The 26,957-nt window shown below is 63.8% G+C and carries 22 protein-coding genes; 12 read left to right on the forward strand and 10 right to left on the reverse strand.

Annotated features, from left to right (window positions below):
• The 4 genes from pnp to B3547_RS20740 form a co-directional block, all read right to left on the reverse strand.
• Positions 1 to 1,723: polyribonucleotide nucleotidyltransferase (gene pnp / locus B3547_RS20725; protein ID WP_292966630.1), on the reverse strand; the 1,723-nt coding region annotated here is incomplete at its 3' end.
• 164 nt (positions 1,724 to 1,887) lie between these two features.
• On the reverse strand, positions 1,888 to 2,157 hold the full coding sequence (gene rpsO / locus B3547_RS20730; protein ID WP_124809182.1) for a 30S ribosomal protein S15: 270 nt from the start codon (positions 2,155 to 2,157) through the stop codon (positions 1,888 to 1,890).
• 21 nt (positions 2,158 to 2,178) lie between these two features.
• Positions 2,179 to 3,072 (reverse strand): tRNA pseudouridine(55) synthase TruB, encoded by an 894-nt coding sequence (gene truB / locus B3547_RS20735; RefSeq protein WP_292966633.1) that lies wholly within the window; start codon positions 3,070 to 3,072, stop codon positions 2,179 to 2,181.
• Between the two features lie 62 nt (positions 3,073 to 3,134).
• On the reverse strand, positions 3,135 to 3,524 hold the full coding sequence (locus tag B3547_RS20740) for a DUF6491 family protein (RefSeq protein ID WP_292966635.1): 390 nt from the start codon (positions 3,522 to 3,524) through the stop codon (positions 3,135 to 3,137).
• 279 nt (positions 3,525 to 3,803) lie between these two features.
• On the opposite strand from B3547_RS20740, the gene B3547_RS20745 reads away from it, so the two are divergent.
• The 4 genes from B3547_RS20745 to B3547_RS20760 all read left to right on the forward strand — a co-directional run bounded on the left by B3547_RS20745 (position 3,804) and on the right by B3547_RS20760 (position 9,294).
• Positions 3,804 to 5,894 carry a catalase gene (locus B3547_RS20745; RefSeq protein ID WP_292966638.1) on the forward strand — a complete coding sequence of 697 codons (2,091 nt, stop codon included), beginning with the start codon at positions 3,804 to 3,806 and terminating at the stop codon, positions 5,892 to 5,894.
• Positions 5,891 to 7,627, forward strand: a complete 1,737-nt coding sequence (locus B3547_RS20750) for an FAD/NAD(P)-binding protein (protein WP_292966641.1) — start codon at positions 5,891 to 5,893, stop codon at positions 7,625 to 7,627. Before B3547_RS20745 ends, B3547_RS20750 begins: the two co-directional genes overlap by 4 nt.
• Before the next feature lie 89 nt (positions 7,628 to 7,716).
• On the forward strand, positions 7,717 to 8,679 hold the full coding sequence (locus B3547_RS20755) for a carbon-nitrogen hydrolase family protein (protein WP_292966643.1): 963 nt from the start codon (positions 7,717 to 7,719) through the stop codon (positions 8,677 to 8,679).
• Positions 8,680 to 8,697: 18 nt separating this feature from the next.
• The gene (locus B3547_RS20760; RefSeq protein ID WP_292966645.1) at positions 8,698 to 9,294 is read left to right on the forward strand and encodes a cysteine hydrolase family protein; all 597 of its coding nucleotides are present in this window, start codon (positions 8,698 to 8,700) and stop codon (positions 9,292 to 9,294) included.
• A gap of 62 nt (positions 9,295 to 9,356) precedes the next feature.
• On the opposite strand, the gene B3547_RS20765 is transcribed toward B3547_RS20760, so the two are convergent.
• The 6 genes from B3547_RS20765 to B3547_RS20790 all read right to left on the reverse strand — a co-directional run bounded on the left by B3547_RS20765 (position 9,357) and on the right by B3547_RS20790 (position 16,984).
• Positions 9,357 to 10,082 (reverse strand): GntR family transcriptional regulator, encoded by a 726-nt coding sequence (locus B3547_RS20765; protein ID WP_125956433.1) that lies wholly within the window; start codon positions 10,080 to 10,082, stop codon positions 9,357 to 9,359.
• A 77-nt stretch (positions 10,083 to 10,159) separates the two neighbouring features.
• The gene (locus B3547_RS20770) at positions 10,160 to 10,798 is read right to left on the reverse strand and encodes an isochorismatase family protein (RefSeq protein ID WP_292966647.1); all 639 of its coding nucleotides are present in this window, start codon (positions 10,796 to 10,798) and stop codon (positions 10,160 to 10,162) included.
• Positions 10,798 to 11,994 (reverse strand): CaiB/BaiF CoA transferase family protein, encoded by a 1,197-nt coding sequence (locus B3547_RS20775; RefSeq protein WP_292966649.1) that lies wholly within the window; start codon positions 11,992 to 11,994, stop codon positions 10,798 to 10,800. The genes B3547_RS20770 and B3547_RS20775 overlap by 1 nt, the downstream gene beginning before the upstream one ends.
• A gap of 12 nt (positions 11,995 to 12,006) precedes the next feature.
• Positions 12,007 to 13,893, reverse strand: a complete 1,887-nt coding sequence (locus tag B3547_RS20780) for a hydantoinase B/oxoprolinase family protein (RefSeq protein ID WP_414690598.1) — start codon at positions 13,891 to 13,893, stop codon at positions 12,007 to 12,009.
• Between the two features lie 23 nt (positions 13,894 to 13,916).
• A complete protein-coding gene (locus tag B3547_RS20785) occupies positions 13,917 to 15,965 on the reverse strand; it encodes a hydantoinase/oxoprolinase family protein (protein ID WP_292966652.1) in 2,049 nt (682 codons plus the stop codon).
• 2 nt (positions 15,966 to 15,967) lie between these two features.
• Complete coding sequence (locus B3547_RS20790) at positions 15,968 to 16,984, reverse strand: hydroxymethylglutaryl-CoA lyase (protein WP_292966655.1); 1,017 nt, start codon at positions 16,982 to 16,984, stop codon at positions 15,968 to 15,970.
• Positions 16,985 to 17,092: 108 nt separating this feature from the next.
• Between B3547_RS20790 and leuC the strand changes: the two genes are divergently transcribed.
• The 8 genes from leuC (at position 17,093) to B3547_RS20830 (ending at position 26,941) form a co-directional block, all read left to right on the forward strand.
• On the forward strand, positions 17,093 to 18,529 hold the full coding sequence (gene leuC / locus B3547_RS20795; protein WP_292966657.1) for a 3-isopropylmalate dehydratase large subunit: 1,437 nt from the start codon (positions 17,093 to 17,095) through the stop codon (positions 18,527 to 18,529).
• A complete protein-coding gene (gene leuD / locus B3547_RS20800; RefSeq protein WP_292966660.1) occupies positions 18,526 to 19,149 on the forward strand; it encodes a 3-isopropylmalate dehydratase small subunit in 624 nt (207 codons plus the stop codon). The genes leuC and leuD overlap by 4 nt, the downstream gene beginning before the upstream one ends.
• Positions 19,143 to 19,406, forward strand: coding sequence for a hypothetical protein (locus tag B3547_RS20805; RefSeq protein ID WP_199558164.1), 264 nt, complete (start codon positions 19,143 to 19,145; stop codon positions 19,404 to 19,406). The genes leuD and B3547_RS20805 overlap by 7 nt, the downstream gene beginning before the upstream one ends.
• Positions 19,407 to 19,408: 2 nt before the next feature.
• Positions 19,409 to 20,989: an FAD-binding oxidoreductase gene (locus B3547_RS20810; RefSeq protein ID WP_292966666.1), complete on the forward strand. Its 1,581-nt coding sequence runs from the start codon at positions 19,409 to 19,411 to the stop codon at positions 20,987 to 20,989.
• Complete coding sequence (locus B3547_RS20815) at positions 20,986 to 22,143, forward strand: iron-containing alcohol dehydrogenase (RefSeq protein ID WP_292966669.1); 1,158 nt, start codon at positions 20,986 to 20,988, stop codon at positions 22,141 to 22,143. The genes B3547_RS20810 and B3547_RS20815 overlap by 4 nt, the downstream gene beginning before the upstream one ends.
• Positions 22,144 to 22,512: 369 nt before the next feature.
• Positions 22,513 to 23,307: an alpha/beta fold hydrolase gene (locus B3547_RS20820; RefSeq protein ID WP_292966672.1), complete on the forward strand. Its 795-nt coding sequence runs from the start codon at positions 22,513 to 22,515 to the stop codon at positions 23,305 to 23,307.
• Complete coding sequence (locus B3547_RS20825; RefSeq protein WP_292966675.1) at positions 23,307 to 24,170, forward strand: isocitrate lyase/PEP mutase family protein; 864 nt, start codon at positions 23,307 to 23,309, stop codon at positions 24,168 to 24,170. Before B3547_RS20820 ends, B3547_RS20825 begins: the two co-directional genes overlap by 1 nt.
• Before the next feature lie 329 nt (positions 24,171 to 24,499).
• Positions 24,500 to 26,941, forward strand: a complete 2,442-nt coding sequence (locus B3547_RS20830) for a TonB-dependent receptor (RefSeq protein WP_292966678.1) — start codon at positions 24,500 to 24,502, stop codon at positions 26,939 to 26,941.
• Positions 26,942 to 26,957: the final 16 nt, after the last annotated feature.

Here is a 26,957-nt window from a genome sequence, read left to right on the forward strand (position 1 = left end):
TCACCTTGCCGCCGGTGCCGATCACGTCACGGATCTTCGACTTGTCGATCGAGATCGTTTCGATGCGCGGGGCATGGGCCGAAAGCTCGGTGCGGACTTCGCCCAGGGCCTTGGTCATTTCACCCAGGATGTGCGCGCGGCCTTCCTTGGCCTGCGCCAGCGCGGTCGCGAAGATTTCCTTCGTGATGCCGGCCACCTTGATGTCCATCTGCATCGTGGTGATGCCTTCGCTGGTGCCAGCCACCTTGAAGTCCATGTCGCCGAGGTGGTCCTCGTCGCCCAGGATGTCCGAGAGGACCGCGAACTTGTCGCCTTCCAGGATCAGGCCCATCGCGATGCCCGAAACCGGGCGCACGATCGGAACGCCCGCGTCCATCATCGAAAGACAGCCGCCGCACACGGTCGCCATCGAGGACGAACCGTTCGATTCCGTGACGTCCGACAGGACGCGGATCGTGTAGGGGAAGTCTTCCTTCGACGGCAGCACCGGATGCAGCGCGCGCCATGCCAGCTTGCCGTGGCCCACTTCGCGGCGGCCCGGGGCGCCGAAGCGGCCCACTTCGCCGACCGAATAGGGCGGGAAGTTGTAGTGCAGCATGAAGCTTTCGTAGCGCAGGCCGTCGAGGCCGTCGATCATCTGCTCGGCGTCCTTGGTGCCCAGCGTGGTGGTGCAGATCGTCTGCGTTTCACCGCGCGTGAACAGCGCCGAACCGTGCGTGCGCGGCAGGAAGCCGACGATGCTTTCGATCGGGCGGACCTGCGTGACCGTGCGTCCGTCAATGCGCTGGCCGTCCTTGAGGATGGCGGTGCGCACGATGTCGGCCTCGACCTTCTTCAAGGTCTTGATCGCGACCATCTGGGTCTGCGGGGTCTCGTCTGAGAAGGCTTCCTTCGCCTTGGCGCGGGCGGCGTTGAGCGCGTCCGAGCGGGCCGACTTGTTGGTCAGCTTGTAGGCGGCGGCGATATCCTTGCCGACCAGGCTCTTGAGCTTCTTCTTGATGTCCGCGGTGTTGTCGGTGAGATCGATTTCCCACGGATCCTTCGCGGCCTTTTCGGCCAGTTCGATGATCGCAGCGACGACCTTGCGGCTTTCGTCATGGGCGAACATGACCGCGCCGAGCATTTCGTCCTCGGTCAGTTCCTTGGCTTCCGATTCCACCATCATCACTGCGGTATCGGTAGCGGCGACGACCAGATCGAGGCGGCCTTCGGCGACTTGGGCCGAAGACGGGTTGAGCTGGTATTCGCCGTCCTTGAAGCCGACGCGCGCGGCGCCGATCGGCCCCATGAAGGGCACGCCCGAGATCGTGAGCGCGGCCGAAGCGGCGATCATCGCGACGATATCGGGTTCGGTCTCGCCGTCATAGCTCAGCACCTGGGCGATGACGTTGATTTCGTTGTAGAAGCCTTCGGGGAACAGCGGACGGACCGGGCGGTCGATCAGGCGGGAAACCAGCGTTTCCTTTTCCGTGGCGCCGCGTTCGCGCTTGAAGAAGCCACCGGGGATGCGGCCGGCGGCGGAATACTTTTCCTGGTAGTGGACGGTCAGCGGGAAGAAGTCCTGCCCTTCCTTCACCGACTTGGCGGCCGTGACCGCGCAGAGCACGACTGTTTCGCCATACGTGGCGAGGACCGCGCCGTCAGCCTGACGGGCAATGCGGCCGGTTTCGAGGGTGAGGGTCTTTCCGCCCCACTCCAGCGATACGGTTTTGACGTCGAACATTTCGTTTCCTTCAGCCCGCGCGCCCTATTGCATCGCGGGGTTTGCTGCCGGGGAATCCCGTCCCGGTCCGGTGCGGGGCCATTGATCGTGCCCCAGAGGCCACTCGCCGGATTGCGAGCCAGGCCCAAAAGCAAAAGCGGCCCGCTAGGGGCCGCTCCGCTTGGTTACTTGCGCAGACCGAGCTTCTGGATCAGCGCGTTGTAGCGCTCGACATCCTTCTTCTTCAGGTAGTCGAGCAGGCTGCGACGCTTGTTGACCATCTGCAGCAGGCCACGGCGGGAATGGTTGTCCTTGTGGTGGCTCTTGAAGTGCTCGGTCAGCGTCTGGATACGGCTGGTGAGGATCGCCACCTGGACTTCCGGCGAGCCGGTGTCGTTCGCCGCGCGGGCGTTGCTCTGGATGACTTCCTGCTTCTTTTCAGCGGTAATCGACATATTCTTACTCCGCGACATCCTTCAAAGGTTGAAACCCCGCACCACGATCAGGCTTCCGCCCGAAAGCTCCACCAGCGCGACCGGCACTCTGCCGTGGCGCGCCCAGTATAGCCCGTCGTGAAAGGGCAACCCGGCCAGAACGCGGCCCTGACGGACCGCTCTTGCCTGTTCCGGGTCAAGGTCAAGAGCCGGGATGTCGACCAGCCCTGCCTCCAGCGGCAAGATCATGTTCTCAAGTGGCGCGCCTTTACCCACATCGTTCAATTTGTCCAGCGAAATCGCGTGATCCAGCCCGAACGGGCCGGCGCGCAGGCGGCGCAGCATGGTGACGTGCCCGACCGTGCCGAGCGCCCGCGCGATATCGCGCGCGAGGCTGCGGATGTAGGTGCCCTTCGAGACGTGCGCAACGAGGGTGACCTCCTCGAGCGGTTCCTCCCCGTGGGCGAGGATATCCAGCGCATGGACCGTTACCGCGCGCGCTTTCAGTTCCACCGCTTCGCCCGCGCGGGCGCGGTCATAGGCGCGCTGGCCATCGACCATCAGCGCCGAATAGGCGGGCGGCACCTGCTCGATCGGGCCGGTGAAGCGCGGCAGGATGGCATGAAGGGCGGCGAGGGAAGGGCGCACCACGCTTTCGGCGATGACGCTGCCTTCCAGGTCCAGCGTGTCGGTTTCGCTGCCGAAACGGATGGTGAAGGCATATTCCTTGCTGGCATCCAGCATCCGCCCGCACAGCTTGGTCGCTTCGCCCACCGCGATGGGCAGGATGCCCGAGGCGAGCGGATCGAGCGTGCCGCCGTGGCCGACCTTCGCCTTGCCGAGCCCCGCCTGCCGCAGGTTGCGCTTCACCGCAGCCACGGCCTGGGTCGAGCCCAGGCCGTGCGGCTTGTCGAGGATGATCCACCCGTTCGTCATGGCCCGGCGCCATAGAGCGACCGGGCGGCGATGTCAGCCGCGATAGTTCCCGCGCGGAGAGATCAGGACTTGTGCGCAGCGTTCGCCGACTTCACCGGCGGGGCATCGACTTTGACGAAGCTCTGGATCGGATAGTGCTGGCCGCGCACCACGACATCGGCCCAGCGATCCAGCCGGTCGGTGCCGCTGTTCTGGATGCCGACCGCTTCCACGAAGGGCAGGTCGAACGCCGGCGTCATCAGCGTGGCGCGATACCATTGCCGGCCGCTGTCCTGAAAATAGATCACGCGGTCGCCGTCCGCGCGCCAATCCCGGATCGCGCCGTGGTTGATGAAGGGGACCGACGCCTCCTCGCTTGGCGCGGGCCGCGCCATCGCGGTCGAAGCGGCAACCGGGGATGCCACCATGGCCAGCGCAGCCAGAGGGGCGAGGAACAGTGCTTTGTTCTTCATGGCTTTTGCTCCATCGAGTTCATGCCCCCGACATGGCGCGGCTTTGCACCGGTTCAAGCTGCCGATACACTAGATTACACAACGTGACGTTAGGATGAATGCGGTGACCGGGCGGCGCTGCCGGAGCGGCGTCCTCTTTCTTGCTGTATGTGAATATCCTGCGCGGCCGGCACCATCGCCATCCTCGCGAGTTGTGATGCCGGGGCGCGATTTCGTGCGCCAACCCATCATCACCGCAACGTCGCCGCAAGGCGTCGCCACAGCAGGGAAGGCATCGCCATGGCCAAATCGCCTCGAACCCCTTCGGACCGTCGCCAAGCGGCCGGAGGCGAGACTCACCAGCGCGCGGAGGATCTGGATACCCCGGTTCTGACCACCAACCACGGCGTTCCCGTCTCCGACAACCAGAATTCGCTGAAGAGCGGATCGCGCGGGCCGACGCTGCTCGAAGACTTCGTGCTGCGCGAAAAGATCTTCCACTTCGATCACGAACGCATTCCCGAGCGCATCGTCCATGCGCGCGGCAGCGGCGCCCATGGCGTGTTCGAGGCGACCGACGACATTTCCGACCTGTCGAAGGCCGCCGTCTTTGCCAAGGGCGAAAAGACCGAGGTGTTCGTGCGCTTTTCCACCGTCGCCGGCGGCGCCGGGTCGGTCGATACGCCGCGCGACGTGCGCGGCTTCGCGGTCAAATTCTACACGCGGGAAGGCAACTGGGATCTGGTGGGCAACAACATTCCGGTGTTCTTCATCCAGGATGCGCTCAAGTTTCCCGACCTTGTCCATGCCGTGAAGATGGAGGCCGATCGCGGCTATCCGCAAGCCGCGAGCGCCCACGATACGTTCTGGGACTGGGCCTCGCTGATGCCGGAGACGACCCACATGCTGTTGTGGGCGATGTCGGACCGCACCCTGCCGCGCGCGTTCCGGACGATGGAAGGGTTCGGCGTCCACACGTTCAAGCTCGTCAACGCGAAGGGAGAGGCCAGCTTCGTCAAGTTCCACTGGAAGCCACGGCTCGGCCTGCAATCGACGATCTGGGACGAGGCGCTCAAGCTGCAGGCGGCGGACAACGACTACCAGCGCCGCGACCTGTTCGAAGCCATCGACACCGGCAACTTTCCGCAGTGGGACCTGGGCATACAGGTGTTCGACCAGGCTTTGGCGGAGGCGCAGCCCTATGACGTGCTGGACGCGACCAAGCTCGTTCCCGAAGAGGACGTGCCCGTCCGCCTCATCGGCACGCTGACGCTGAACCGCAACGTCGACAATTTCTTCGCAGAGACGGAGCAGGTGGCCTTCCTGCCGTCGAACATCCCGCCGGGTATCGACTTTTCGAACGACCCGTTGTTGCAGGGGCGGCTGTTCTCCTATCTCGACACGCAGAACTCGCGCCTGGGCACGACGAATTTCCACCAGATCCCCGTCAACGCGCCGCGCTGCCCGTTCGGCAATTTCCAGCGCGACGGCAAGATGCAGACCATGGTGCCCAAGGGGCGCGCCAACTACGAGCCCAACAGCCTTGCCGCGCACGGTGAGGAAGGCGGCCCGCGCGAAAGCGCCTTGGCCGGGTTTGCCACGGCGGATGCCGCGACCGGTGCGAAAGAGAGCGGCGAAAAGCTGCGCGTCCGTTCGGAGACCTTTGCGGATCACTACAGCCAGGCGCGCCTGTTCTATCGCTCGCAGACGCCAAGCGAGCAGGCGCATATCGCCTCGGCCTTCGTGTTCGAACTCTCGAAAGTCGGCCTGCTCGATCAGGTGCCGCCGCGCATGGTGGCGAACCTGCGCAATGTCGACGAGGACCTTGCCCGGCGCGTTGCCAACGGGCTTGGCATCCCGCTCCCGCCCAAGACACGGGCGGCGAAGGAGCCGATCGACATGCCGCCATCCGATGCGCTGTCGATCCACAAGAACATGAAGGAGACGCTGGAAGGCCGCGCGGTCGGCATTCTCATCGCCGATGGCACCGATGCCGCCGAACTCGACGGGGTGATCGGCGCGGTCAAAAAGGCCAAGGGCAAGGCCGTGATCGTTGCGCCCAAGGTGGGCGGGGCAAAGCTGAGCGATGGATCGGTGCGCAAGGCCGACGGCCAGCTCGCGGGATCGCCAAGCCAGATCTTCGACGCTGTCGCCATCGTGTTGTCGGACGATGGCTGCGCGGCGCTCCTGAAGGAAGCGGCGGCCGTGCAGTTCGTGATGGACGCTTTCGGGCATTTGAAGGCGATCGGCTACAGCGACGCGGCGAAGCCTTTGCTGGACAAGGCTGGCGTCGCGCCGGACGCAGGCGTCACCGGCCTTGGCAAGCCGTTCGTCGCGGCGGCTGCGCGCCGGTACTACGACCGCGAGCCGAACGTGCGCACCCTGGCATGAAACTGCCGGCGCTGCAGGATGGGGACGCGCTTCGGGAAGTCGGCGCGGCGTCGATCGCGCTGATCGGCGCGGGGCCGACTTCCATCTATACGCTCCAGGCCCTGCTGGCGCGGGCGGCTGGCCCGCTCTCGATCACGATCTTCGAAGAGCAGGCGCGGGCCGGGCTGGGGACGCCTTACCGCCCCGGCTGGAACGATCCGGCGATGCTCGCCAACATCGCCAGCATCGAGCTTCCGCCCGTCGGGATGACGCTGGTGGAGTGGCTGGCGCGGCAGGCGCCCGAGCGGCTCGCGGGATACAACATCGATCCGGGCGGCATCGACGAACGCACCTTCTACCCCCGCGTCGTGCTCGGCCATTACTTGCGCGACCGGTTCGAGGCGCTGGTCGCCAAGGGGCGTGCGGCCGGTCATGTGATCGACGTCCGTGTCCGGTCGCGGGTGACGGACATAGCGGCGGAAGGGGACGGCCTGTGCCTTTCCGTGCAGCCGCGGGGTGGCCCGGCCTACCAGGCCCGGTTCGGGCAGCTTGTGATCGCGACCGGGCATGAATGGCCCGAGGAACCGGAGGTTCGGCCGGGCTACTTCGCCAGCCCGTGGCCGGCCAGCGCGCTCAAGCGTATCCCGGCCGGGCCGGTCGGCATTCGCGGAACATCGCTCAGCGCGATCGACGCGGCGGTCGCGCTGGCGGTTCACCACGGCGCGTTCGTGATCGCCGCCGGCGAGGACGCAGGCGAGCCGGCTCCGGGGGAGAGCGCACCGGCGGAGGATCAGGCGCTTCGCTGGAAGCCGCAGGCCGGCGGCGCCGCGCTGCACATCACGATGATGTCGCGCAAGGGCTTGATGCCGGAGGCGGATTTCTTTTGCCCGATCCCGCATGAACCGTTGACCATTTTCACCGAGGAGGCTGTGCTGGATCTGATCGAAGCGGGCGAAAGTGGCCTGCTCGATCGCACCTACGGGCTGTTCGAGGCACAATTGCGATTTGTCGATCCGGTCTATGCCGACAAGATCGGGAGGGATTCCTCCGTCGAGGCGTTCGGCGAGCGCTATTTCGCCGAACGCCTCGCCGCCGATCCCTTCGCGTGGGCGCAGGCCAATCTCGACGAGGCGCGAAAGAATTTCGAAACCGGGACCACCGTTCCGTGGCGCTATGCGATCCTGAGGGCGCACGAGGTGTTCGCGCTGATCGTGCCGCATCTCGATGAAGCGGATCACGCCCGCTTTTCACAGCATCTTCAGCCGATTTTCACGGACAATTACGCAACCGTGCCTCACGCATCGATCGAGCGCCTTCTGGCGCTGCATCGCGCCGGCGCGCTTGCCATCCTCGCGGTGGGCGACGATGCCAGGCTCGATACGCATTCGGACGCGTCGGGTGCGACCATGTCGTTCGACGGCCAACAGCATCATTTTCCCGCGTTCATCGACGCTACGGGCCAGCGGCCGCTGGAAGCGGCGGCGTTCCCGTTCCAGACCCTGCTCGATCAGGGCGTTGTGCTGGATGCGGGGGAAATCGGGGCGGGATACCGCGGGATCGTGATCGACGATGACTTTCGGCCTGTCTCGGAGCAGCCGGTTGCCCGGCGCATCCATCTGCTGAGTCTGCCATTCATTCTGGGGCGGCATCCCTTCATCCAGGGCCTGACCAGCTGCCACGAAATGGGGGAGGCCGTCGGCGCGCGGCTCGCCGAACACGTGGCATGTGATCTGGAAAACATGGCCGCGTCTTGAGGGCGATTTTCGCACAACAAAGCACTTGTCATGGTATTGTATACATTTAACCTGCTCGCGTGCGCAATCGGGGAGCAGGTTTTTACGGCATGGCAAGGAAGCTGAAGGTCGCTGCGGCGCATATATCGCCGGTGTTCATGGACCCGATGGGCTCCGCCGAAAAGGCCGCCGAATGGATACGCCGTGGCGGTCGGGACGGCGTGGACTTCATCGTTTTCCCGGAGGTATTCATCCCGGGCTTTCCCTATTGGATCAACAGCTACGCCCCGCTCGCGCAACTGACGGCGAACCGGCTCTACCAGGATCGGTCGATCGAGGCCGATGGTCCGGAACTGGCGATCGTGCGCGAGGCGGCGCGCGATGCCGGCGTGGTGGTGGCGATGGGGGCCAGCGAACGCGCGAAGGGCGGCCGCACCTGCTTCAATTCGACCGCCTTTATCGACCGCGATGGAACGCTGCTGGGCATCCACCGCAAGCTCAAGCCGACCTATGCCGAGCGGTACATATGGGGGCAGGGCGACGGCTCCACGCTGTTCGTGCTCGATAGCGCGGTGGGTCGCATCGGAGGGCTTGCCTGCTGGGAGCATACGATGAACCTCGCGCGCCAGGCGCTGATCGAGCAGGGCATCGAGATTCACGCCGCTCTGTGGCCCGGACTTTCGACGATCAGGGGGCTTGAGGACATCAATGACCTTCAGGTCGAGGCGATGATGCGCAATCACGCGCTGACCGGCCAGTGCTTCGTGGTGTGTGCATCGAGCCCGGTAACGGAGGAGATGGTCCGGTTCATGACCGACGAGCTCGGGCCGCATGACTGGTTGAGCCCGGGCGGCGGCTGGACGAGCGTGATCCATCCCTTCGGCGCCACGCTCGCCGGGCCGCTGACCGGGGGCGGGGATCAGCTTCTTGTCGCGGAGATCGACCTCGAAGATCGCCATGACGTCAAAATGTGGGTCGACAGCACGGGCCATTATGCGCGCCCGGACGTGCTGAGCCTGCGTTTCGACCGCCGCGAGCAGAAGACAGTCATAGAAGTGGGCGATGAGGCCTGAAAGACGGGAAACTTTGAAATGATGAAGGCGGAAGGATCGGCTCTGATCGTGGTCGATATGCAGAACGGGTTTCTCGAGGACGACAGCGCCATGGCGCGCATCGGCTTCGACGTGGGCCTGCTGCGCGCGGCGATCGAGCCTTGTGAGCGGGTTGTGGCGGCGGCGCGCAAGGCGGGGATGCCGATCATCTGGACACGTTATGTGTACAAGCCGGACTATTCGGACGGTGGCGTGATGGTCGATCTGATCCCCGGCCTCAAGACCGAGCGCGCGGTATGCCAGGGCGATCGCGAGGTCGAGATCATCGACCGGCTCGCGCCGCTGCCCGGGGAACTGGTGGTGGACAAGAACCGCCCGAGCGCCTTCTTCGGCACCAACCTGCTGGACGCCCTGAAGGAAAGGGGCGTGCGACAGCTGTTTGTCTGCGGCGTCACCACCAATTGCTGCGTCGAAAGCACGGTGCGCGATGCCGCGCATCACGATTACCCGGTCTATGTCATCGCGGATGCTTGCGCGGAAGCCGATGAAAGCCGTCAGGCCCACGCTCTCCAGGTCATGGGCCTCCTGTTCGCACGCGTGGTGACGGTGGACGAGGTCGAGGCCGCGCTGGGATAGATGCCGTTCCCTGCGCGAACGAGACGGCGTGCGGTTCGATCTGAAGCCGCACGCCGTGGACGTCATTTCACCAGGGCAATCTCCGCCTTGCTGCCGCGGCTGCCTTTGGCGGGGGGCGTCTTGGCTTCCACGGGGGGAGGCGTCATAGCCTCCATATCGCCCAGAGTGACGTGATACGCGCGGCGGATGTGGTTATCCATGATCGACCGGGCCCATTCGCTGTCTTTCGCCCGGCACGCCAGCACCAATTCCTCGTGGTCGGCATGGCTGCGCGAGAGGCCGGCCTTGTCATAATTGCGCGCGGTGCGGTGCAGGATCGATTGTTCGACGATCAGGCTGCGCATCTTGATGAGCCGCTCCGACTGCGATGCCTGCAGCAGGACGTTGTGGAAATGGCGGTTGTGCGTGACGAATGCCTCGGCATCCAGCTTGATAGAGCCGTGGATCGCTTTCTCGATCTCGTCATTGTGGCGTTCGAGCGTTTCGATCTCGGCCGCAGTGATGCGGGCCGCGGCGCGGGCGGCGGCGTGGCTTTCCAGCAGCGCGCGCAAGGTGAAGATTTCCTCGACCTCATCGGCACTCCAGTCGGGCACGAAGGTGCGCTGCGTATCGGTGCGGCGGACCAGCATCTCCGCTTCGAGGCGGCGGAGCGCATCGCGGATCGGCGTGCGCGACACGCCACAGAGCTCCGCCAGCTCTTCTTCCTTCAGCTGGGTCTGCGGTGCGAGCGCGCCGGACAGGATTCGCTCCCGGATCATCTCATAAGCGACATCGGACGCTCGCGACATTGAGGTCTCCAGTTTGTGTACAGTCCGGGGGCGCTATGCGCTTATCCCTATCCCGACAAGTGACTCTGGTGGTCCTTTCATCGCATTTTTGCAATTCCTGCCATCAAATCAAGTGCCTCCATCTCCGAGACAACTTCGGCGTACTTGTTTTGCAGGTCGAACAGGTTGGCCTCGTGCGGGCGCGGATCGCGGTCGCCACAGGCATCGGCGATGACATAGGGCGTAAAGCCGTTTTGCAAGGCATCGAGCGCTGTCGCCCGCACGCATCCCGAGGTCGAAAAGCCGGTGATCATCGCGGTATCGATGCCCATCGCGCGCAACGTGGCGGCAAGCGACGTGCCGAAGAAGGCCGAAGCATATTGCTTGGATACAACGATTTCATCGGCGCGTGGTTCGATCCCTTCCGGAAAATCCCCAAGCGGCGAGCCTTCGAGGAATGCGGACAGTGCGGCGATCTTCTTGTAGAACAGTCCGCCATCCGCTCCGCCGGCCTGATAGACGACCCTCGTGAAGATCACCGGTACTCCGGCTTTGCGTGCGGCATCGATGATGCGGATATTGGACGCCAGCGCTGACTCTACCCCGGCATAGAGCGGCGAAGCCTTGTCGAGATAGGCGGTGCATACATCGACGATGATCAGCGCGGGCGATTGGCCGAAGGGCAGCTTGCCGTTGAAACCGGCCTTGGCATAGTCGGCGTCGAGATCCTGTGCCATCAAATCACCTTGTCCGCGCGCAGTTGTTCTATCTCTCCGGTGCTCAGGCCCAACAGGCTGCCATAGATCTCGTCGTTGTGCTGACCGATCTCGGCAGGGGCGGGGGTCCGCACCGACCCGGGGGTAAGCGACATCTTCGGGAAGGCGTTTTGCATCTTGATCGGACCGAACCGTTCGCTTTCGATGTCGACGATCGCCTCGCGCGCGGCGAAATGCGGATCGGAGAGCATCTCGGGCGCGCGGAACATCTTGCCGGCGGGCACTGCATATTCGAGCATCAGCGCCTCCAGATCTTCCATCGTCTGCGTCGCCGTCCAGTCATTGATGATCTGATCCAGTTCCGCCTGCCGCTTGCCGCGTTCGATATGCGTGGAATAGCGCGGATCGGTCGCCAGATCGGGGCGTTGCATTGCCTGGCACAGGCGGGCGAAGATAGTGTTCTGGTTGGCGCCGATCAGAAACTCGCCATCCTTGCAGGTATAGACGTTGGAAGGCGCGATGCCGGGAAGGGCGGAGCCCGACCGCTCGCGGATGAAGCCCGATACGACATATTCCGGGATCAGGCTTTCCATGACCTGCAGCACCGACTCGTAAAGCGCGGAGTCGACGATCTGTCCCTGTCCGGTCTTCTCGCGATGATGGAGCGCGGCGAGCGCCCCCATGCAGGCATAACTCGCCGCGAGTGAATCGCCGATCGATATGCCCATGCGCGATGGCGGCCGATCCGGATCGCCATTGATGTAGCGCCAACCACCCATCGCCTCGCCAATACCACCGAAACCGGCGCGCGAGGCATAAGGACCGGTTTGACCGTAACCCGACACGCGAACGATGATCAGGCCGGGATTGTCCGCCATGAGCACATCCGGTCCCAGACCCCAGCCCTCGATGGTGCCCGGGCGGAAGTTCTCGATCACGATGTCGGCCGTGCCGATCAGCTTTCGGGCGAGGTCCTGACCGCCCTTCTGGCGCAGGTCGATGCTGACCGCCTTCTTGTTGCGCGAGACGACCTCCCACCAGACGCTATGATCGCCCCGGCCCCACTGGCGCATGGCGTCGCCCATTTCCGGGGGTTCCACCTTGATCACCTCGGCGCCCATATCTCCCAGCAACTGCCCGCAGAACGGACCGGCGATCAGGGTCCCCATCTCCACGACGCGCAGGCCCTTCAACGCGCCCCTGTTTTCGACTGGCATTCGACGATCCTCTTATTCCGCGGCCAGCGCATAGTGCCGCGCGGTGTTCCAGCTTGGCGCAACCGGTGCGGGCAAGCCCGTTTCGGCTTCCGAATTCTGTCGCAAGGTGTCGAGATCGGGGCCGAAGTTGAAGACCTCGATCGTCCCGCCCCGCGCGGCGCGCAGTGTTTCGCGCAGGGCCTCGGTGGCCACGGAATCGACCACGCCGTTCCCGTCCGCGACGACGCCATAGGCCTTCGCGCCTTCGGCGGTGACGAGGCCTTGTACGATCTCCTTGCCGACCAGTGCCGGGTCGCGGGCATAAGGATCGCCCCAGCCACCGCCGCCCCAGGTGATGAAGTGGAGCACGTCGCCGGCCTCGACCGCAAGATCCTCCACCTTGTTGGGAACGATACTCTGCGAGCCGTCGGGCTTTTCCAGTATCTTGCGCGCGCGGGCGCCTGGTTCGCCGCCGTTGACGCCCCAGGGAGGCACGAACCAGCGATCATCGTGGATAGCGATCATGCCGGGTTCGAGGAAGCGATAGGACATGCGTATGCCGTTGCCGCCGCGGTAGAGGCCCGCGCCGCCCGAATCCACCTCAGTCTCGTAGCGTTCGATCACGAGCGGGAAATAGCGCTCCAGGAACTCGTTGGGCACATTGGTGAAGTTCGGGAACAGCGAGTGCCCGTCGGGGCCATCGCCCAGCGGACGGCCCGGAATGCCGCCGAAGCCGATCTGGAAGAGCTGGAAATACTTCCCCGCCTTGTCGGTGCCCGAATAGAAGAGGTGTGGGGATGAGGAAAAGCCGGCCGCGGTCAGGAACTCTGGCGTCTTCTGGCCGAGCAGGCCGCCCAGGATATCGAACATGCGGCCGAGCGCATGGGTGCGGCCCGACAGCGCCGCCGGGAAACGCGGCTTCAGGAGCGACCCTTCCTGAATGCGCACGTCGATCAGATCGTAATATCCGTCATTGAACAGGATTTGCGGATCGAAAACCATGATCATGTAGATGCCGAAGAACATCCGCATCATGTTTTCGTTGAGGAAGAAGTTGATCGACGCCTGGCTCTGCGGATCGGTGCCATCGAAGTCCAGGACGACGCGGCCGTCCTCGCGCCACATGGTGCACTTGATCTTGTAGGGGCCGTAGCCGAGGCCGTCGTCGCAGATGTAATCCTCGAAGCTGACCTTCTCCTCGCTGATTGCATTCTCGATCAGGTGTTTCATCGCGCGGTGGTTGCGTTCGAGCAGGTCCTCGCAGGCGGAGACGAACACGTCGTCGCCGAACCGCTCGCACATCTCGATCACGCGGCGCGAAGCGACGCGGCAGGACGCGACAAGGGCGTTGAGGTCCGCCCGGCACCATTCGGGCGTGCGGACCTGCGTCATGATCAGTTCGATCAGGTCGCCGTTGTATTCGCCCTTCTTCCAGATCTTGACGGGCGGGATGCGCACGCCTTCCTGGAAGATGGAGGTCGCGTCGATCGGCATCGAACCTGCCACCTTGCCGCCTATGTCGGACTGGTGCCCGAACATGGAAGTGTAGGCGATCAGGCGCCCGTTCTTGAACACCGGCAACAGCACCAGCCAGTCGTTGCAGTGGCTGATCGCGCCGCCAACCGAATAGGGATCCGACAGCATGATCATGTCGCCATCCTCGATCGTGCCGGTATAGCCTTCGAGAAACGGTCCGATGTACGAACCGAACTGGCCGACGATCATACGACCCTTGTGGTCCGCGATAAGCGGGAAGGCATCGCCCTGTTCGCGGATGCCCGGCGACATGGCGGTGCGGACGAGCGTGGTGTCCATCTCGACGCGCGCGTTCCGTAGTGCGTTCTCGATGATGTCGAGCGTGACCGGGTCGATCGCCACCTTGTGGAACGGCGTCGTGTTGCTTTCAATGATGCTGGCCATGATGCGTCTCCTTGTGGCGGCGGTCAGGCCGGGGTGATGAGGATGTTGCCGAAGTCATCGACGGTGGCGATGTGCTTCGTTTCGATTAGCGTCGTGGAATCCATTTCGACCACGATCGCGGGGCCGGGGATGATATCGCCCGACTTCAGCCTGGCACGGTCATAGATCGCGGCCGCTTGCGGGCCGCCGTCCATCCACAATTCATGGTCGCGGATCTTGGCGGCCGATGGGTCGCCATTGCCCTTCTCGATGGTGTTCGACGGCAGTTCCAGCGAACGGCCCAGTGCCACCGCGCGCAGGTTCACGAACTCGTGCTCGGCCTCCATGTTGAAAGTAAAGAGGCGATGATGTTCGTCATCGAACCGCTTGGCCAGGCCGGCGAGGCCAGCGCTGCCCAGATCATCAAGCGTGACCGGCATCGGCACCTCGAATGCCTGACCGGAATAGCGGATGTCCACTTCGAAGCTCGTTTCTATCTCGCTCTCCGCAAGGCCGTCCGCCGCCAGGCTGGAGCGCACCTGCCCTTCCATCTCGCCCAGCAGGGCCGCGATCTCTTCCGCGCTGGTTTGCGACTTGAGCTTGGAGAGCGAGCGCGCGGTTTCGGAGCGCATCCGCGTGGTTGCATCGCCCAGCGCGCAGAGCACGCCTGGAGAGACGGGCGAGACGGCGGGGTAGGAACCCATGAGGCGTGCGACCGCGTTCACGTGGAGCGGACCCGCCCCACCGAAGCCCATCAGCGCGAAATCGCGGGGGTCATAGCCCTGCTGCACCGAGATCATGCGCAGCGCGCCGAACATGTTCTCGTTGACGATATCGATGATGCCGCGTGCGGCCTCCATCAGTCCGATGCCCAGTGCATCGGCAATGGTCTGCACCGCCTTGCGCGCGCCATCGCGGTCGAGCTTGAAAGTGCCGCCCAACAGGTTCTCGGGAAGATAGCCGAGCACGACGTTCGCGTCGGTCACGGTCGGCAGCGTGCCGCCCTTGCCATAGGCGACCGGCCCCGGCACCGCGCCGGCCGACTGCGGACCAACGCGCAGGGCCTTGGTCAGTTCGGGCACGTAGGCGATCGATCCGCCGCCGGCGCCGACCGTTTTCACGTCTAGCGAAGAGGCGCGCACCGAGAGGTGGCCGACCTCGGTCGTGCGCACGCGGCGCGGTTCGCCGTCCTCGATCAGGGCGACGTCGGTCGAGGTGCCGCCGACGTCGAGGGTGAGGATATTCCTGAGCCCCGCATTCTTCGCCACCCAGAGCGCGCCGGTGACGCCACCGGCCGGGCCGGACATGAGCAGCGAGACGGGCTGCTCCTCCGATTTCTGCGACGACATCAGGCCGCCGTCCGAACGCAGCAGCGAAAGTCGCCCATTCATCTCGACCTGCTCCAGCCTGGCGCGCAGGTTGCGGACGTAACGGCCCACGACCGGGCGGACGGCGGCATTGGCAACCGTGGTCAGCGTGCGCTCATATTCCTGCATCTCCGGCAGGACCTCGTGGCTCAGCGACAGCGGGATGTCGGGCATCACTTCGCGTGCGATGGCGGCGACCTCGTTCTCATGCGTGCCGTTGAGATAGGCGTTCATCAGCGAGATGGTCAGCGCCTCGATGCCGGCCGCCTTCAGCGCGAGCAGTTTGGCGCGAATTTCGTCATGATCAAGCGGGCGCAGTTGCAAGCCCTGCGCGGTCATGCGGCCCTTGATCTCGACCGTATCCTCCAGCTTGGCGAGCGGTTCCGGCTTCGGCCACACGATCCAGCCGGCCAGCCCGCCGGGGACGAAGCTGCGCGCGATCTGCATGATCTGGCGATAGCCTTCGGTGGTGACCAGCCCGACGCGCGCGCCCTTGCCTTCCAGCACCGCATTCGTGGCGACGGTGGTGCCGTGCAGGAACACTTCGATCTCGCCCGGCGAAATCGCGGCATGGGCGCAGATCGCCTCGACGCCGTTGAGAATGCCTTCAGAACTGTCGTGCGGGGTAGACGGCGTCTTATGCCGCCAAAAGGCTCCGCTATCGTCGTCAAACAGCAGAAGATCGGTAAACGTGCCGCCGACATCGACGCCCAAGCGATAGCCCATTCCTATTGCCCCTTGTTGGAAGACTGATCCTGTTTCGGAAACATGCCCGACCGGCTGACCATGCCGGGCAGTGATTTACCCATGACGCCGGAGAGCCAGGTCGCTGCCTCGATCGCGCGGTCCAGCGCGATACCGGTGGATACGCCCGATCGTTCGAGCAGGTAGATGACGTCCTCGGTCGGTACGTTGCCCGCCGCGCCAGGGGCGAAGGGGCAGCCACCCAGGCCGCCGAGCGAGCCGTCGATCACGCTTGCGCCCGCCTGCCAGGCGGCCCAGACATTGGCGATCCCGGTATTGCGCGTATTGTGGAAATGGACGCGCACCGGCAGCGGCGCGATCGCGTCGCGCACCCGCTCGACCAAGTCGGTGACGGCGGCGGGCACCGCTACACCGATCGTGTCGGCAAGCCCGATCTCCAGCGGCTGCGCATCGGCAGCGCGGCGCGCCATCTCGACAATATGGCCGGGAGCGATCTCGCCCTCGAACGGGCAGCCGAAGGAAGCGCCGATGGTGATTTGCGCGCGCCGGCCCTGCTGGCGCGCAAGCGTGACGATATCGCACGCCGACCGGAGGGACTCGAGCGCCGTTTGCCCCTGGTTGGCCATGGCGAAGCTGTCCGATGCGACACACACCGCGCCCAATTCGTGCACCTTGGTTTCGAACGCACGCAGCGCGCCGCGCTTGTTCATGACGAGGCCGATGGTGATGACATCGTCATAGTCGGGCAGGGCCGCTATCACGGCTTCCGCATCGGCCATTTGCGGCACGCGATCCGCGCGCGTGAAACTGGCGACCTCAATCCGCTTGATTCCGGCAGCGACCGCTTTCTCGATCAGCGCGACCTTGTCCGCCGTGGCGACGATCAGCGATTCGTTCTGCAATCCGTCACGGGGGCCGACCTCCACGAAATCGACTGCCGCGCGGCCCGAAAGCGGGGGCGTGGTCGCCCCTGTTTCGTCCTGGGATCGTGTCGTGCTGCCGGTCAACTCATCGTGCTCCCGCATCGTGATTTTGTACACATAAATTCATCCATCGACCTTGACAATCGATTTTATCAAGGGAATTATCGACAAATTACGAGGTTCCGTCGATAATCGTATACATTCTTGAGGAAGGCAAGTCGCGTAATGGCAGCCGCTAAAACCCTCTATGACAAGATATGGGCTGCTCATGCGGCCCCTTTCGGCGCAGCGGGGGAGTCGCTCCTTTATATCGACTTCCATTTGCTCCACGAAATTTCGACGCCTCAGGCATTTGCGGGGTTGCGCGCGGCCGGCCGAACGGTCCGCCGGCCCGGGCGCGCGCTGGCGCTTTTCGACCATAACATTCCGACAGAGCACCAGGCGGACGGTCTTGATGCCATTTCCGATCCTGTTGCGCGCATCCAGCTCGAGGCGCTGCGCAATAACGCGGCCGCCGCTGGTATCGAGGCCTTCCAGATAGGCGATCCGCGCAACGGCATTGTTCATGTCGTCGGTCCGGAACAGGGCCGCACCCAGCCGGGCATGACGATCGTTTGCGGCGACAGCCACACCTCTACCCATGGGGCCTTCGGCGCGCTGGCGCATGGCATCGGCACCTCGGAAGTCGAGCATGTCCTCGCCACCCAGACGCTGCGCACGCGCAAATCGCGCAACATGCGGGTCCGCTTCGAAGGCGAAGCGCCCGCAGGCGTGACCGCCAAGGATTTCGCGTTGGCATTGATCGCGAAGATCGGCACCGGCGGTGGCACCGGTGCAGTGATCGAATATGCCGGCGAAGCGGTGCGTGCCCTGTCGATGGAAGGGCGCATGACGCTGTGCAACATGACGATCGAGGCGGGCGCGCGCGCAGGCCTGATCGCGCCGGATGAGACGACCTTCGCCTATCTGAAGGACCGTCCCGCTGCGCCCAAGGGGGGCGATTGGGATGCCGCTGTCGCATACTGGCGGACATTGTGCAGCGACGATGACGCCGTGTTCGACCAGGAGATCGTCATCGACGTCGCCGCGCTCAAGCCCCTGCTGACGTGGGGCACCAGTCCCGAGCAGGTGATCGCCATCGATGGGCAGGTGCCCGATCCGCGCGATATCGCCGACCCGGTTCGCCGCGCCAGCGCCGAACGCGCGCTGGATTACATGGGGCTCGAACCTGGCCAGCCGATCGCGGGCACGCCGATCCAGCGGGTTTTCATTGGCAGTTGCACCAACAGCCGGATCGAGGATTTGCGCGCGGCGGCCGCTGTGATCGACGGGCGCCATGTCGCAGAGGGCGTCAATGCCATGGTGGTGCCAGGTTCGGGCCTGGTGAAGCGCCAGGCGGAAAGCGAGGGGTTGGACCGCGTTTTCCTCCAGGCGGGGTTCGAGTGGCGCGAGCCGGGTTGCTCGATGTGTCTCGGCATGAATCCGGACCGGCTGGCTCCGGGGGAACGGTCGGCCTCCACATCCAACCGCAATTTCGAGGGCCGGCAGGGACGCGGCGGGCGCACCCATCTGATGAGCCCGGCCATGGCGGCTGCCGCGGCGGTCACAGGGCATCTGGTGGACGTGCGGGCACATGCCAGCGCGGAAGGTGCGGCGGCATGACGCCCTTCACGCGCCTTTCGGGCATCGCCGCGCCGCTGTCGGTCGCCAATGTCGACACGGACCAGATCGTGCCCAAGCAGTTTCTCAAGACGATCGAGCGCACGGGCCTTGCCGGTGCGCTGTTCTATGATTGGCGTTTTGACGAGGCGGGCCAGCCGATGCCCGGTTTCGTCCTCGACACGCCTCCCTATGACAAAGCGGTTGTCCTGGTTGCGGGCGACAATTTCGGCTGCGGTTCCAGCCGCGAACACGCGCCATGGGCGCTGCTCGATTTTGGCATACGCTGTGTCGTATCGACCAGCTTCGCCGACATCTTCTACAACAATTGCATCAACAACGGCCTGCTTCCGATCACGCTGGGCGAGGCCGACGTGGCCGCGCTGCTGGCCGACGCGGCGCAGGGCCTCGTCTTCACCATCGATCTTCAGAACCGCACCATCAGCTGCGGCGGGGTCGTACGCACGTTCGAGATCGAGCCCGCCATTCGCGAAAAGCTCCTGGCGGGCCTTGACATGATCGGGGAGACCCTTGCGCGGGCCGAAGATATCGCCGCGATAGAGGGCAAGCTGGAAAGGGCAATGCCGTGGCAACCGCATATAAAACGGGAGGTTGTATGCTGAATGAAGTGACCCCGCCGCGGGCCTATGTCGTCCGTATCGATCTCGTCCATGAAATGTCGCGCCGTTGCATCGCGCAAACCTCGACCAGCCTCAGCGACCAGTTCGGGATCAGCTGGAATACCTGGTCGAAGCTGCGCCGGGGTGAGCCCATCCGCCGCTCGGTCGCGCTGCGCCTGGTAAAGCGCGTCCTTGCCCAGCAGGGGCAGGATGCCGATCCGCTGCATTATCTGAGCGACAGCCAGGCGGAGGGAATTTGAGCATGGCGACGTTAGCCGAAGCTGGCCTGTACGATCGGTTCGCAGCCATTTGCGGTGCGGAGAACGTGGCACGCGCGGGGGAGGATCGCGACTATATGACGCGCGACATCTTCTATGATGGCGCGCCGGCGGCCTTCATCGTAAGCCCCCGCAACAAGGAAGAGATCGTCGCGATAGTTCGCGAGGCGGCTGCCGCCGGGCTCGCCGTCTTTCCGCGCGGCGGTGGCATGTCCTATACCAAGGGCTACGTTCCCTCGGTCGAGCAGTCGGTGCTGATCGACCTTTCGGCACTCGACCAGATCATAACGATCGACGAGGCCAACATGTTCGTGACGGTGCAGCCGGGGGTGACCTGGAAGCAGCTTTACGAGGCGCTTCGGGAAAAGGGTCTGCGCCTGCCTGCCTTCGGCACCATGTCGGGGGCGAAGGCCACGGTTGGCGGCGGGCTCAGCCAGGGCAGCATCTTTTACGGTTCCACCCAGTACGGCACGACCGCCGACCATGTGCTCGGGCTGGAGGTGGTGCTGGCCGATGGTTCGCTGGTGAGGACAGGGCAGGCTGCCATGACCGGTTCCAAGCCCTATTTCCGATGGCATGGCCCTGATCTTACCGGGCCGTTCCTGGGCGATTGTGGCGCGCTCGGTATCAAGGTGGAAATGACCTTCCGCCTGATCCGCTGGCCTGAGCACATGATCACGCTGTCGTTCGGCTTCGATGATTTCGAGTCCGTCTGGCAGGCGCAAAATGCGATCGCCCGCGCGGGCTGCACCGCGGATTGCTTCTCGTTCGACGCCGTGCTGCAGAGCCAGTTGATGGAGCGCAACAGCCTGGTGCAGAACGTCGATGCGCTACGCCATGTCGTCAGTGCCGGCGGCAGCCTGTTCAAGGGCCTGAAGAATGCCGCAAAGATCGTCGCGGGCGGCAAGGGCTTCATGAATGAGAGCGCCTATTCGATGCACGTGGTTGTCGAGCACGCGCTGAAGCCGGCGGCGGAAGCGGCGGCGGAGGAGGTAAGGCTGATCGCCACCGCGCAGGGCGGCAAGCCGATCCCCAACAGCATCCCGCAGGTCATGCGTTCGACCCCGTTCGGATCGATGGACCAGGTTCTCGGCCCCTCTGGCGAGCGCTGGGTTCCGGTGCATGGTTTCATTGCGCTGTCGGACGGGATGGAGGGGATGAAGCGGTTGCTCGAACTGCTCGCATCCTACGGCCCCCGCATGATCGAGCACGGCATATTGACCGGGATACTCAGCAACCCGGTCGGCGCGTCGGCGATGATCATCGAGGTGCTGTTCTACTGGCCCGATTCACCGCACGAACTCCACGAGAAGATCCTTTCGCCGCGCAAGCTTGCGCAGGCGCGGAGCTTTGCCAGCAACCCTGCGGCGCGCGCGCTGGTGCAGGAGATCCGCACCGCCATCCTTGCCATGTTCGCTGAAGTCGGCACCGCGCCCTTCGGCATCGGCAAGGTCGCGCCCTATAAGCAGAACCGCGATCCGGCGAGCTACGAGGTGCTGGAAAAGATCAAGACCGCGCTGGATCCGGAGCGTCGGCTCAATCCGGGGGCGCTCGGGCTGTCATGACCGAGGTGTTCAGCTTCTCTTACGGCCCGCGGCTTGTCTCGGGGGGCGATGCGGCGCTCGATATGGGCGCGATGCTGCCGGACGGGCCGGTCCTGTTCGTCACCGACGCCAACATGCGCGCCCTTGGGCTGTGCGACGCGCCGATTTCCGCGCTGGAAGCGACGGGGCGTGCGGTGGTGATATTCGATGCCGTAGAGGCCGATCCCTCCGAAGCAACGGTTCTTGCGGCAGTCGCGGCCGGGCAGGGGGCAGCGGGGCGGCGAGCAGAGAGTGTGGTTGGCTTCGGTGGCGGCAGCCCTATGGATGTCGCCAAGGTTGCCGCCTATTTGCTCGGCTCGGGCGATGCGATAGACGCAATCTACGGTGTTGGGCTCGCCAAGGGGCAACGCCTGCCGCTGGTGCTTGTGCCGACGACGGCGGGTACCGGTTCGGAAGCGACCCCGATCTCAATCATCACCGTCGGCGATGCCCAGAAGAAAGGCATCGTGGCGCCAGCGCTCTACGCCGACTGGGCGTTGCTCGATGCGAACCTGACGCTGGGGCTTCCGCCCGCCGTCACCGCCGCCACCGGCATCGACGCAATGGTTCACGCGATCGAGGCCTACACTTCGGCCCGCCTGAAGAATCCGCTGTCGGATGCCTTGGCGCGCGAGGCGCTGGCGATGCTCGCCGCGAACATCCGCGTTGCCGTCAAGGATGGGTCGAACGTTGCGGCGCGGCGCGCCATGCTGCTTGGCAGCCACCTTGCGGGCGTGGCTTTTGCCAATGCGCCGGTTGCTGGCGTGCATGCGCTTGCTTATCCGCTGGGGGGGCAATTCCATGTCCCCCACGGCTTGTCCAACGCGCTGATGCTGCCCCATGTCCTGCAGCATAACATGGCGTCCGCCATGGATCTTTACGCCGAACTGGGGCCGCTGGTCGATCCAAAGCTGGCCGTGCTTGGTCGGCAGGCTCAGGCCCAGGGGCTGATCGAGGCGCTGATCGCGATCGCGTCCGATTGCGGTCTGCCGGATACTCTGGGCGCGGTGGGGGTCCATGGCGACGATCTCGATCGGCTCGCCAGTGATGCGATGCTGCAGACGCGCCTGCTCGTCAACAACCCCTGCGCCATCACACGGGAAGACGCCCGGCGCCTTTACGAAGCGGCCCTCTAGGCGGCGCGGGCAAACTCCCCGGACCGCCTGAAAGCAAAACGCGAGTTGCCGGCGAGGCCAAGAATCCGGTCACGACGCGAGCCGGACCGACTCACGCGTCGCCGTGTGTAATCCCGCGCTGAGGCGGGGCATGGGGTTTTTACGCGTGCCTGGCGCTTCGTGACCCTTCAATGTGTACAATTGAGCGATGACTCGAAAGCGGATGTCTGCGACGATCTTCCCGAAAATACCGAAATAATGTCGTATTTCTCGTTGTGTGTTGCATCAAAAAGCGATTGACGTCGTCAATATTGCGTACAAGATTGGGATTGAAGCGGCGGGGCGCACGGGGTTTGCGGTACCGCATCGGGGCTTTCCAGGGGAAAGATTTTGCAAGTTAGAAAAGCCTACATCGACGTTGCCGCCGGCCAGATGCACTACTGCGCGGCCACCGGTGCGGGCGTGCCTATCGTCTTCTTTCATCAGACGGCCAGTTCTTACAAAATGTGGCTGAAGGTGCTGGACCAGCTCGATCTCGGCCTGCCGATGTATGCGTTCGATACGCCGGGCTTTGGCGGCAGCTTCGATCCTGACGGGGCGACAAGCATGCCGATGTACGCGGACTGGATGGCGGAAGCCATGACGGCGCTCGGCATCGACCGGGCGCACGTCGTCGGCCATCACACCGGCGCCGCGATCGGTGCGGAACTTGCCGCCCGACGGCCTGATCTGGTTGCGTCCGTCACGCTCATCGGCCCGCTTCCGCTGACCGAGGCGGAGCGTGAAGAATCGGCGAAGCAATATGGCCCGGCCTTCCTGCCCGAGCCGACGGGCCGGTATCTTCTCGACAACTGGACCTACATGAGCTTCGGCGAGGAAGTGGACGATCCGCTGGTGCTTCACCGCGAGATGGCGGACATGCTGCGCGCCTATCTGTCCCGTCCGTTTGCTTATCAGGCGGTATGGGATCAGGATTTCACCGCCGCTTACCGCGCCATCGCCTGTCCGCTCCAGATCATGTGCGCGGCTGACGACGTGCTCTATCCCTTCTTTCAGCGAGCGGCGGAAATCCGGCCGGACGCTGTCGCGCACGAACTGGGGGGAGGTGGCAATTTCGAGCCGGACCTTCGCGCCGGGGAAGTGGCTGACAGGATCGCGGTCTTTATCCGGGGAGTTGCGGCGTGATGTCGGCGGGGGCTCTTCTGCGGGCGCGTCTCGCCGAGAACAAGCTGCTGATCGTGCCGGGTGTGCACGATATGATCGCAGCCATCACCGCCCGGAAAATGGGCTATGACGTGCTCTATGGCAGCGGCTTCTGGCTTACCGCGTCCTGCCACGGCATCCCCGATGCCGGGATTGTCGGTTACGCGGAGATGCGTGAGCGCATGGCGACGCTGGTGAAGACCACCGGCCTGGCGATCATCGCCGATGCCGATACCGGCTACGGCGGCCTGCTCAACGTGCATCACACGGTCCGCGGCTATGAGGATGCAGGGGTGGCGGCGATCCAGATCGAGGATCAGATATTTCCGAAGAAATGCGGTCATACCCCCAACCGTCAGGTCATTTCTCTCGAGGACATGGTCGACAAGATACGGGTCGCCTGCGACGCGCGGCAATCGGCCGACACGATGATCATCGCCCGCACCGATGCGCGCGAAAAAGAGGGGCTTGATGGAGCGTTGCGCCGGGCGGAGGCCTATGCGGCCGCGGGCGCTGACATGATCTTCGTCGAGGCGTTAAGAAGCGCGGAAGAGATGCAGCGTGCCGCCGCCGCGCTTGATGCGCCGCTTGTCGCCAATATGTCGAATGGTGGCTACACCCCGATGGTGACCGCCGCCGAACTCGAACAGATGGGTTTTGCCTGCGCTATTTATCCGGCGTTGACAGGCCTTGTGTCCGCCTATGCGATGGAACGGGCCCTCACCGGATTGCGCGAAACCGGGCGCGCGGATCCGCCCGGCGTTGGCATCTCGAGTTTCGGCGAGTTCTGTGAAGACATCGGCTTTCCAGCAATATGGGAATTCGACCGGAAGTGGGCGCGATAAGTCGACCTTCGGTTTCATGGTATACTAAAATTGATGACTCGCCAGGTGTCAGTAGGACCATCTGCAATGCAGATTTGTTATATTATTGTTAAATAACAATGCATTGACCTGTAAATTTCAGCTTTTCTCAAATCCGATATTCAAACGGAAAAGCGATTGACTCAATAAAAAATGAGTACAAATTTGAAGTTGCAGCCTTGATTGAAAAGTGAGTCAGTCAACCTGACGTCATCGCTGCTCGGGAGGTTTCGGGCTTTCATTTTCAGCAAAACGAGGGGCTTATGACAGACAGATCATTGGTTAGGGCGAGTTCGGTTTCCATCGCGGCGATGGTCGTCTCTCTCGCCTGCCAGCCAGCTTTCGCGCAGGAAACGGTCGCGCCGGCCGACGCCGCTGCAGCTGATAGTGGCGAGATTGTCGTCACCGGTCTGAAGCGCAGCACCAAGCTGATCGATACGCCCGTGTCGATCTCGGTCTTCGACGCCAAGACGATCGAGAACGCCGGTATCGTCAAGCCGACGGATTTCCTGGCGCTGACGCCCAACGTCAACATCACCTCATCGGTCAATGGCGGCGATTTCCTCATCAACGTGCGAGGCCAGGCCTCGATCCGCAACGCGGAACCGGCCGTCGCCATTCTCGTCGATGACGTGAAGGTGGGCAGCCCGGCGGAATTCAACTCCGCGCTTTTCGACCTTGAGCAGATCGAAGTGCTGAAGGGGCCGCAGGGCGCCTACTATGGCCGCAATGCTTCGGCGGGCGCGATCATCCTCACGACGAAGAAGCCGACCGAGGAATTCACCGGGAACATGATGTTCTCGTACGGGAATTTCAATTCCTACAATGCGAACGCAAGCGTCAGCGGCGCGATCATTCCCGGCAAGCTGCGCGCGCGTCTGTCGGGCGCCTTCACCGGTACCGACGGCAGCTATACCAACGTGAATACGGGCGAACACCCGCACCGCTTCAAAGAAGAAGTTGGCCGTCTTCGCCTGATCTGGGACGAGGGTGGTCCGTTCACCGCCGATGGCCGCGTGGTGCTCTCTCATGCCACCGGTGGCGCCGTCGCTTACACTCCGAAGATTCAGGCCACGCCGGGTCTGTCGCCCAACGGCACCATCGTCCACGGCGTCCCCGTCACCGATATCAGTGCGAACGAAAATCTCGACGTGCCCTTCACCTCGGACGTTCCGGGGCGCTATGAGCGCAATGTCCTGAGCATCGGCCTCAAACTCAATTACGCCTTCGACTTCGCCGATTTGTCTCTCATCACCGGATATTCCAGCACGAACCAATATTCGAGCGGCAAGAACTATCCTTACACGGATGCGGCGGATGGTTTGACGAACTACTACGGCTGGGCCCCGATCTTTGGCGATCGCACGCAGAACCTGATCATTCGCAACCGCCAGGTCACCCAGGAAATCCGCCTCACGTCGAAGAACGATCCCAACAGCTTCCTCGAATGGCAGGCTGGTTTCGAATACACTTGGGCGCGGCGTGACTACACCATCGCCAACACGCTGAATGGTGGCATCCCCGCAGGCATGTCAGCGGCTGATCTGGTCGGCTATGTTGGTTATAACGCCGCGGGCGTCCGGACGCTTGTGGGTGGCGGCGCGGGCATTCCCTTCCCGGTCCAAATTTTCGGTCTTAACACGCCGTACGCGACCACCAACTATTTCACAGGTCGCTTCGACGGGACGAACTACGCGCCTTACGCCAACGTGAAATTCAATTTCACGTCCAAGCTTTCGCTTGCCCTGGCAGGCCGTTACGACATCGAAAAGCGTACCGTGGGCGACATTGGCCCCGACCAGCCCAACCCGTTCCTGGGCGGCGCGAGCTACAACCCTTGCGTGCGTATTCTCAGCGAGACGGCGGCGCAGTGCGCTACCGGCATCTCCCGGACCTTCAAGCAGTTCCAGCCGAAGGTCACGCTGACCTACAAGGTGCTGCCGACGGCATCGGTATACGCAAGCTGGGGCAAGAGCTTCAAATCGGGCGGCTTCAACCCCATCGGCACCCGTGAGACCGCCGTGTTGAGCCGCGTGACGCTGTATCGCAGCCAGGATCCGACGTTGACGCCCGCCGCCGCGCGTGCCCGCGCCGAAGCGGCGATCATCACGCAGGATTCGTTCAACAAGGAAGTCGCCACCACCTACGAGGTCGGTTTCCGCAGTGAACTGATGAACCGCCGCCTGACCCTGAACGCGGCGCTGTTCTGGACCGACGTGCGGAATGCGCAGCAGTATCTCTTCGATCCCATCGCCTTCGTGGAATCGATCGAGTCGATCGACAAGACGCGGGTCAAGGGCCTTGAGGTCGATGCGAGCATCAAGGCGACGGATTGGCTGACCTTGTTCGGATCCTATGGCCTGATTGACGCCGAGATCCGTGCGCTTGCGGCTAACCCCGCCGTCATCGGCAACAAGCCGCCGTACGTGCCGAAGGACACGCTCACTCTCGGCGCATCGATCAACGCGCCGATCTCCGATACGAAAACGCTGGTCAGCCGCGTTGACTTCAACCGCGCGGGGCGGACCGAGTACAACACCGCCAACGATCCGGACTTCGCGCGCAAGCCCTACAACGTCGTGAACGGTCGCCTCGGTATCGCCACCGACCGGTTCGACGTCACGGTGTGGGCAAAGAACATCTTCAACAAGAAATATGTGAACGAGATCGCGCCGATCGTCACCGGTACGGCCAATGCCTACTACCGCGCCGAGCTCAGGACCTTTGGTCTGGAAATCAAGGCTCGCTTCTGATCTTCCACTGCGGCCC

Origin of the sequence: Novosphingobium sp. UBA1939 (genome assembly GCF_002336885.1) — a bacterium.
GTDB lineage: Bacteria > Pseudomonadota > Alphaproteobacteria > Sphingomonadales > Sphingomonadaceae > Novosphingobium.

Coding starts and splice junctions, on each gene's coding strand:
- leuD (WP_292966660.1), top strand. CDS start 18,526: ATGACGCCCTTCACGCGCCTTTCGGGCATCGCCGCGCCGCTGTCGGTC.
- truB (WP_292966633.1), bottom strand. CDS start 3,072: ATGACGAACGGGTGGATCATCCTCGACAAGCCGCACGGCCTGGGCTCG.
- rpsO (WP_124809182.1), bottom strand. CDS start 2,157: ATGTCGATTACCGCTGAAAAGAAGCAGGAAGTCATCCAGAGCAACGCC.
- B3547_RS20770 (WP_292966647.1), bottom strand. CDS start 10,798: ATGGCACAGGATCTCGACGCCGACTATGCCAAGGCCGGTTTCAACGGC.
- B3547_RS20830 (WP_292966678.1), top strand. CDS start 24,500: ATGGTCGTCTCTCTCGCCTGCCAGCCAGCTTTCGCGCAGGAAACGGTC.
- B3547_RS20815 (WP_292966669.1), top strand. CDS start 20,986: ATGACCGAGGTGTTCAGCTTCTCTTACGGCCCGCGGCTTGTCTCGGGG.
- B3547_RS20780 (WP_414690598.1), bottom strand. CDS start 13,893: ATGGCCAGCATCATTGAAAGCAACACGACGCCGTTCCACAAGGTGGCG.
- B3547_RS20825 (WP_292966675.1), top strand. CDS start 23,307: ATGTCGGCGGGGGCTCTTCTGCGGGCGCGTCTCGCCGAGAACAAGCTG.
- B3547_RS20760 (WP_292966645.1), top strand. CDS start 8,698: ATGATGAAGGCGGAAGGATCGGCTCTGATCGTGGTCGATATGCAGAAC.
- B3547_RS20750 (WP_292966641.1), top strand. CDS start 5,891: ATGAAACTGCCGGCGCTGCAGGATGGGGACGCGCTTCGGGAAGTCGGC.
- B3547_RS20740 (WP_292966635.1), bottom strand. CDS start 3,524: ATGAAGAACAAAGCACTGTTCCTCGCCCCTCTGGCTGCGCTGGCCATG.
- B3547_RS20745 (WP_292966638.1), top strand. CDS start 3,804: ATGGCCAAATCGCCTCGAACCCCTTCGGACCGTCGCCAAGCGGCCGGA.
- B3547_RS20755 (WP_292966643.1), top strand. CDS start 7,717: ATGGCAAGGAAGCTGAAGGTCGCTGCGGCGCATATATCGCCGGTGTTC.
- leuC (WP_292966657.1), top strand. CDS start 17,093: ATGGCAGCCGCTAAAACCCTCTATGACAAGATATGGGCTGCTCATGCG.
- B3547_RS20775 (WP_292966649.1), bottom strand. CDS start 11,994: ATGCCAGTCGAAAACAGGGGCGCGTTGAAGGGCCTGCGCGTCGTGGAG.
- B3547_RS20785 (WP_292966652.1), bottom strand. CDS start 15,965: ATGGGCTATCGCTTGGGCGTCGATGTCGGCGGCACGTTTACCGATCTT.
- B3547_RS20810 (WP_292966666.1), top strand. CDS start 19,409: ATGGCGACGTTAGCCGAAGCTGGCCTGTACGATCGGTTCGCAGCCATT.
- B3547_RS20765 (WP_125956433.1), bottom strand. CDS start 10,082: ATGTCGCGAGCGTCCGATGTCGCTTATGAGATGATCCGGGAGCGAATC.
- B3547_RS20805 (WP_199558164.1), top strand. CDS start 19,143: ATGCTGAATGAAGTGACCCCGCCGCGGGCCTATGTCGTCCGTATCGAT.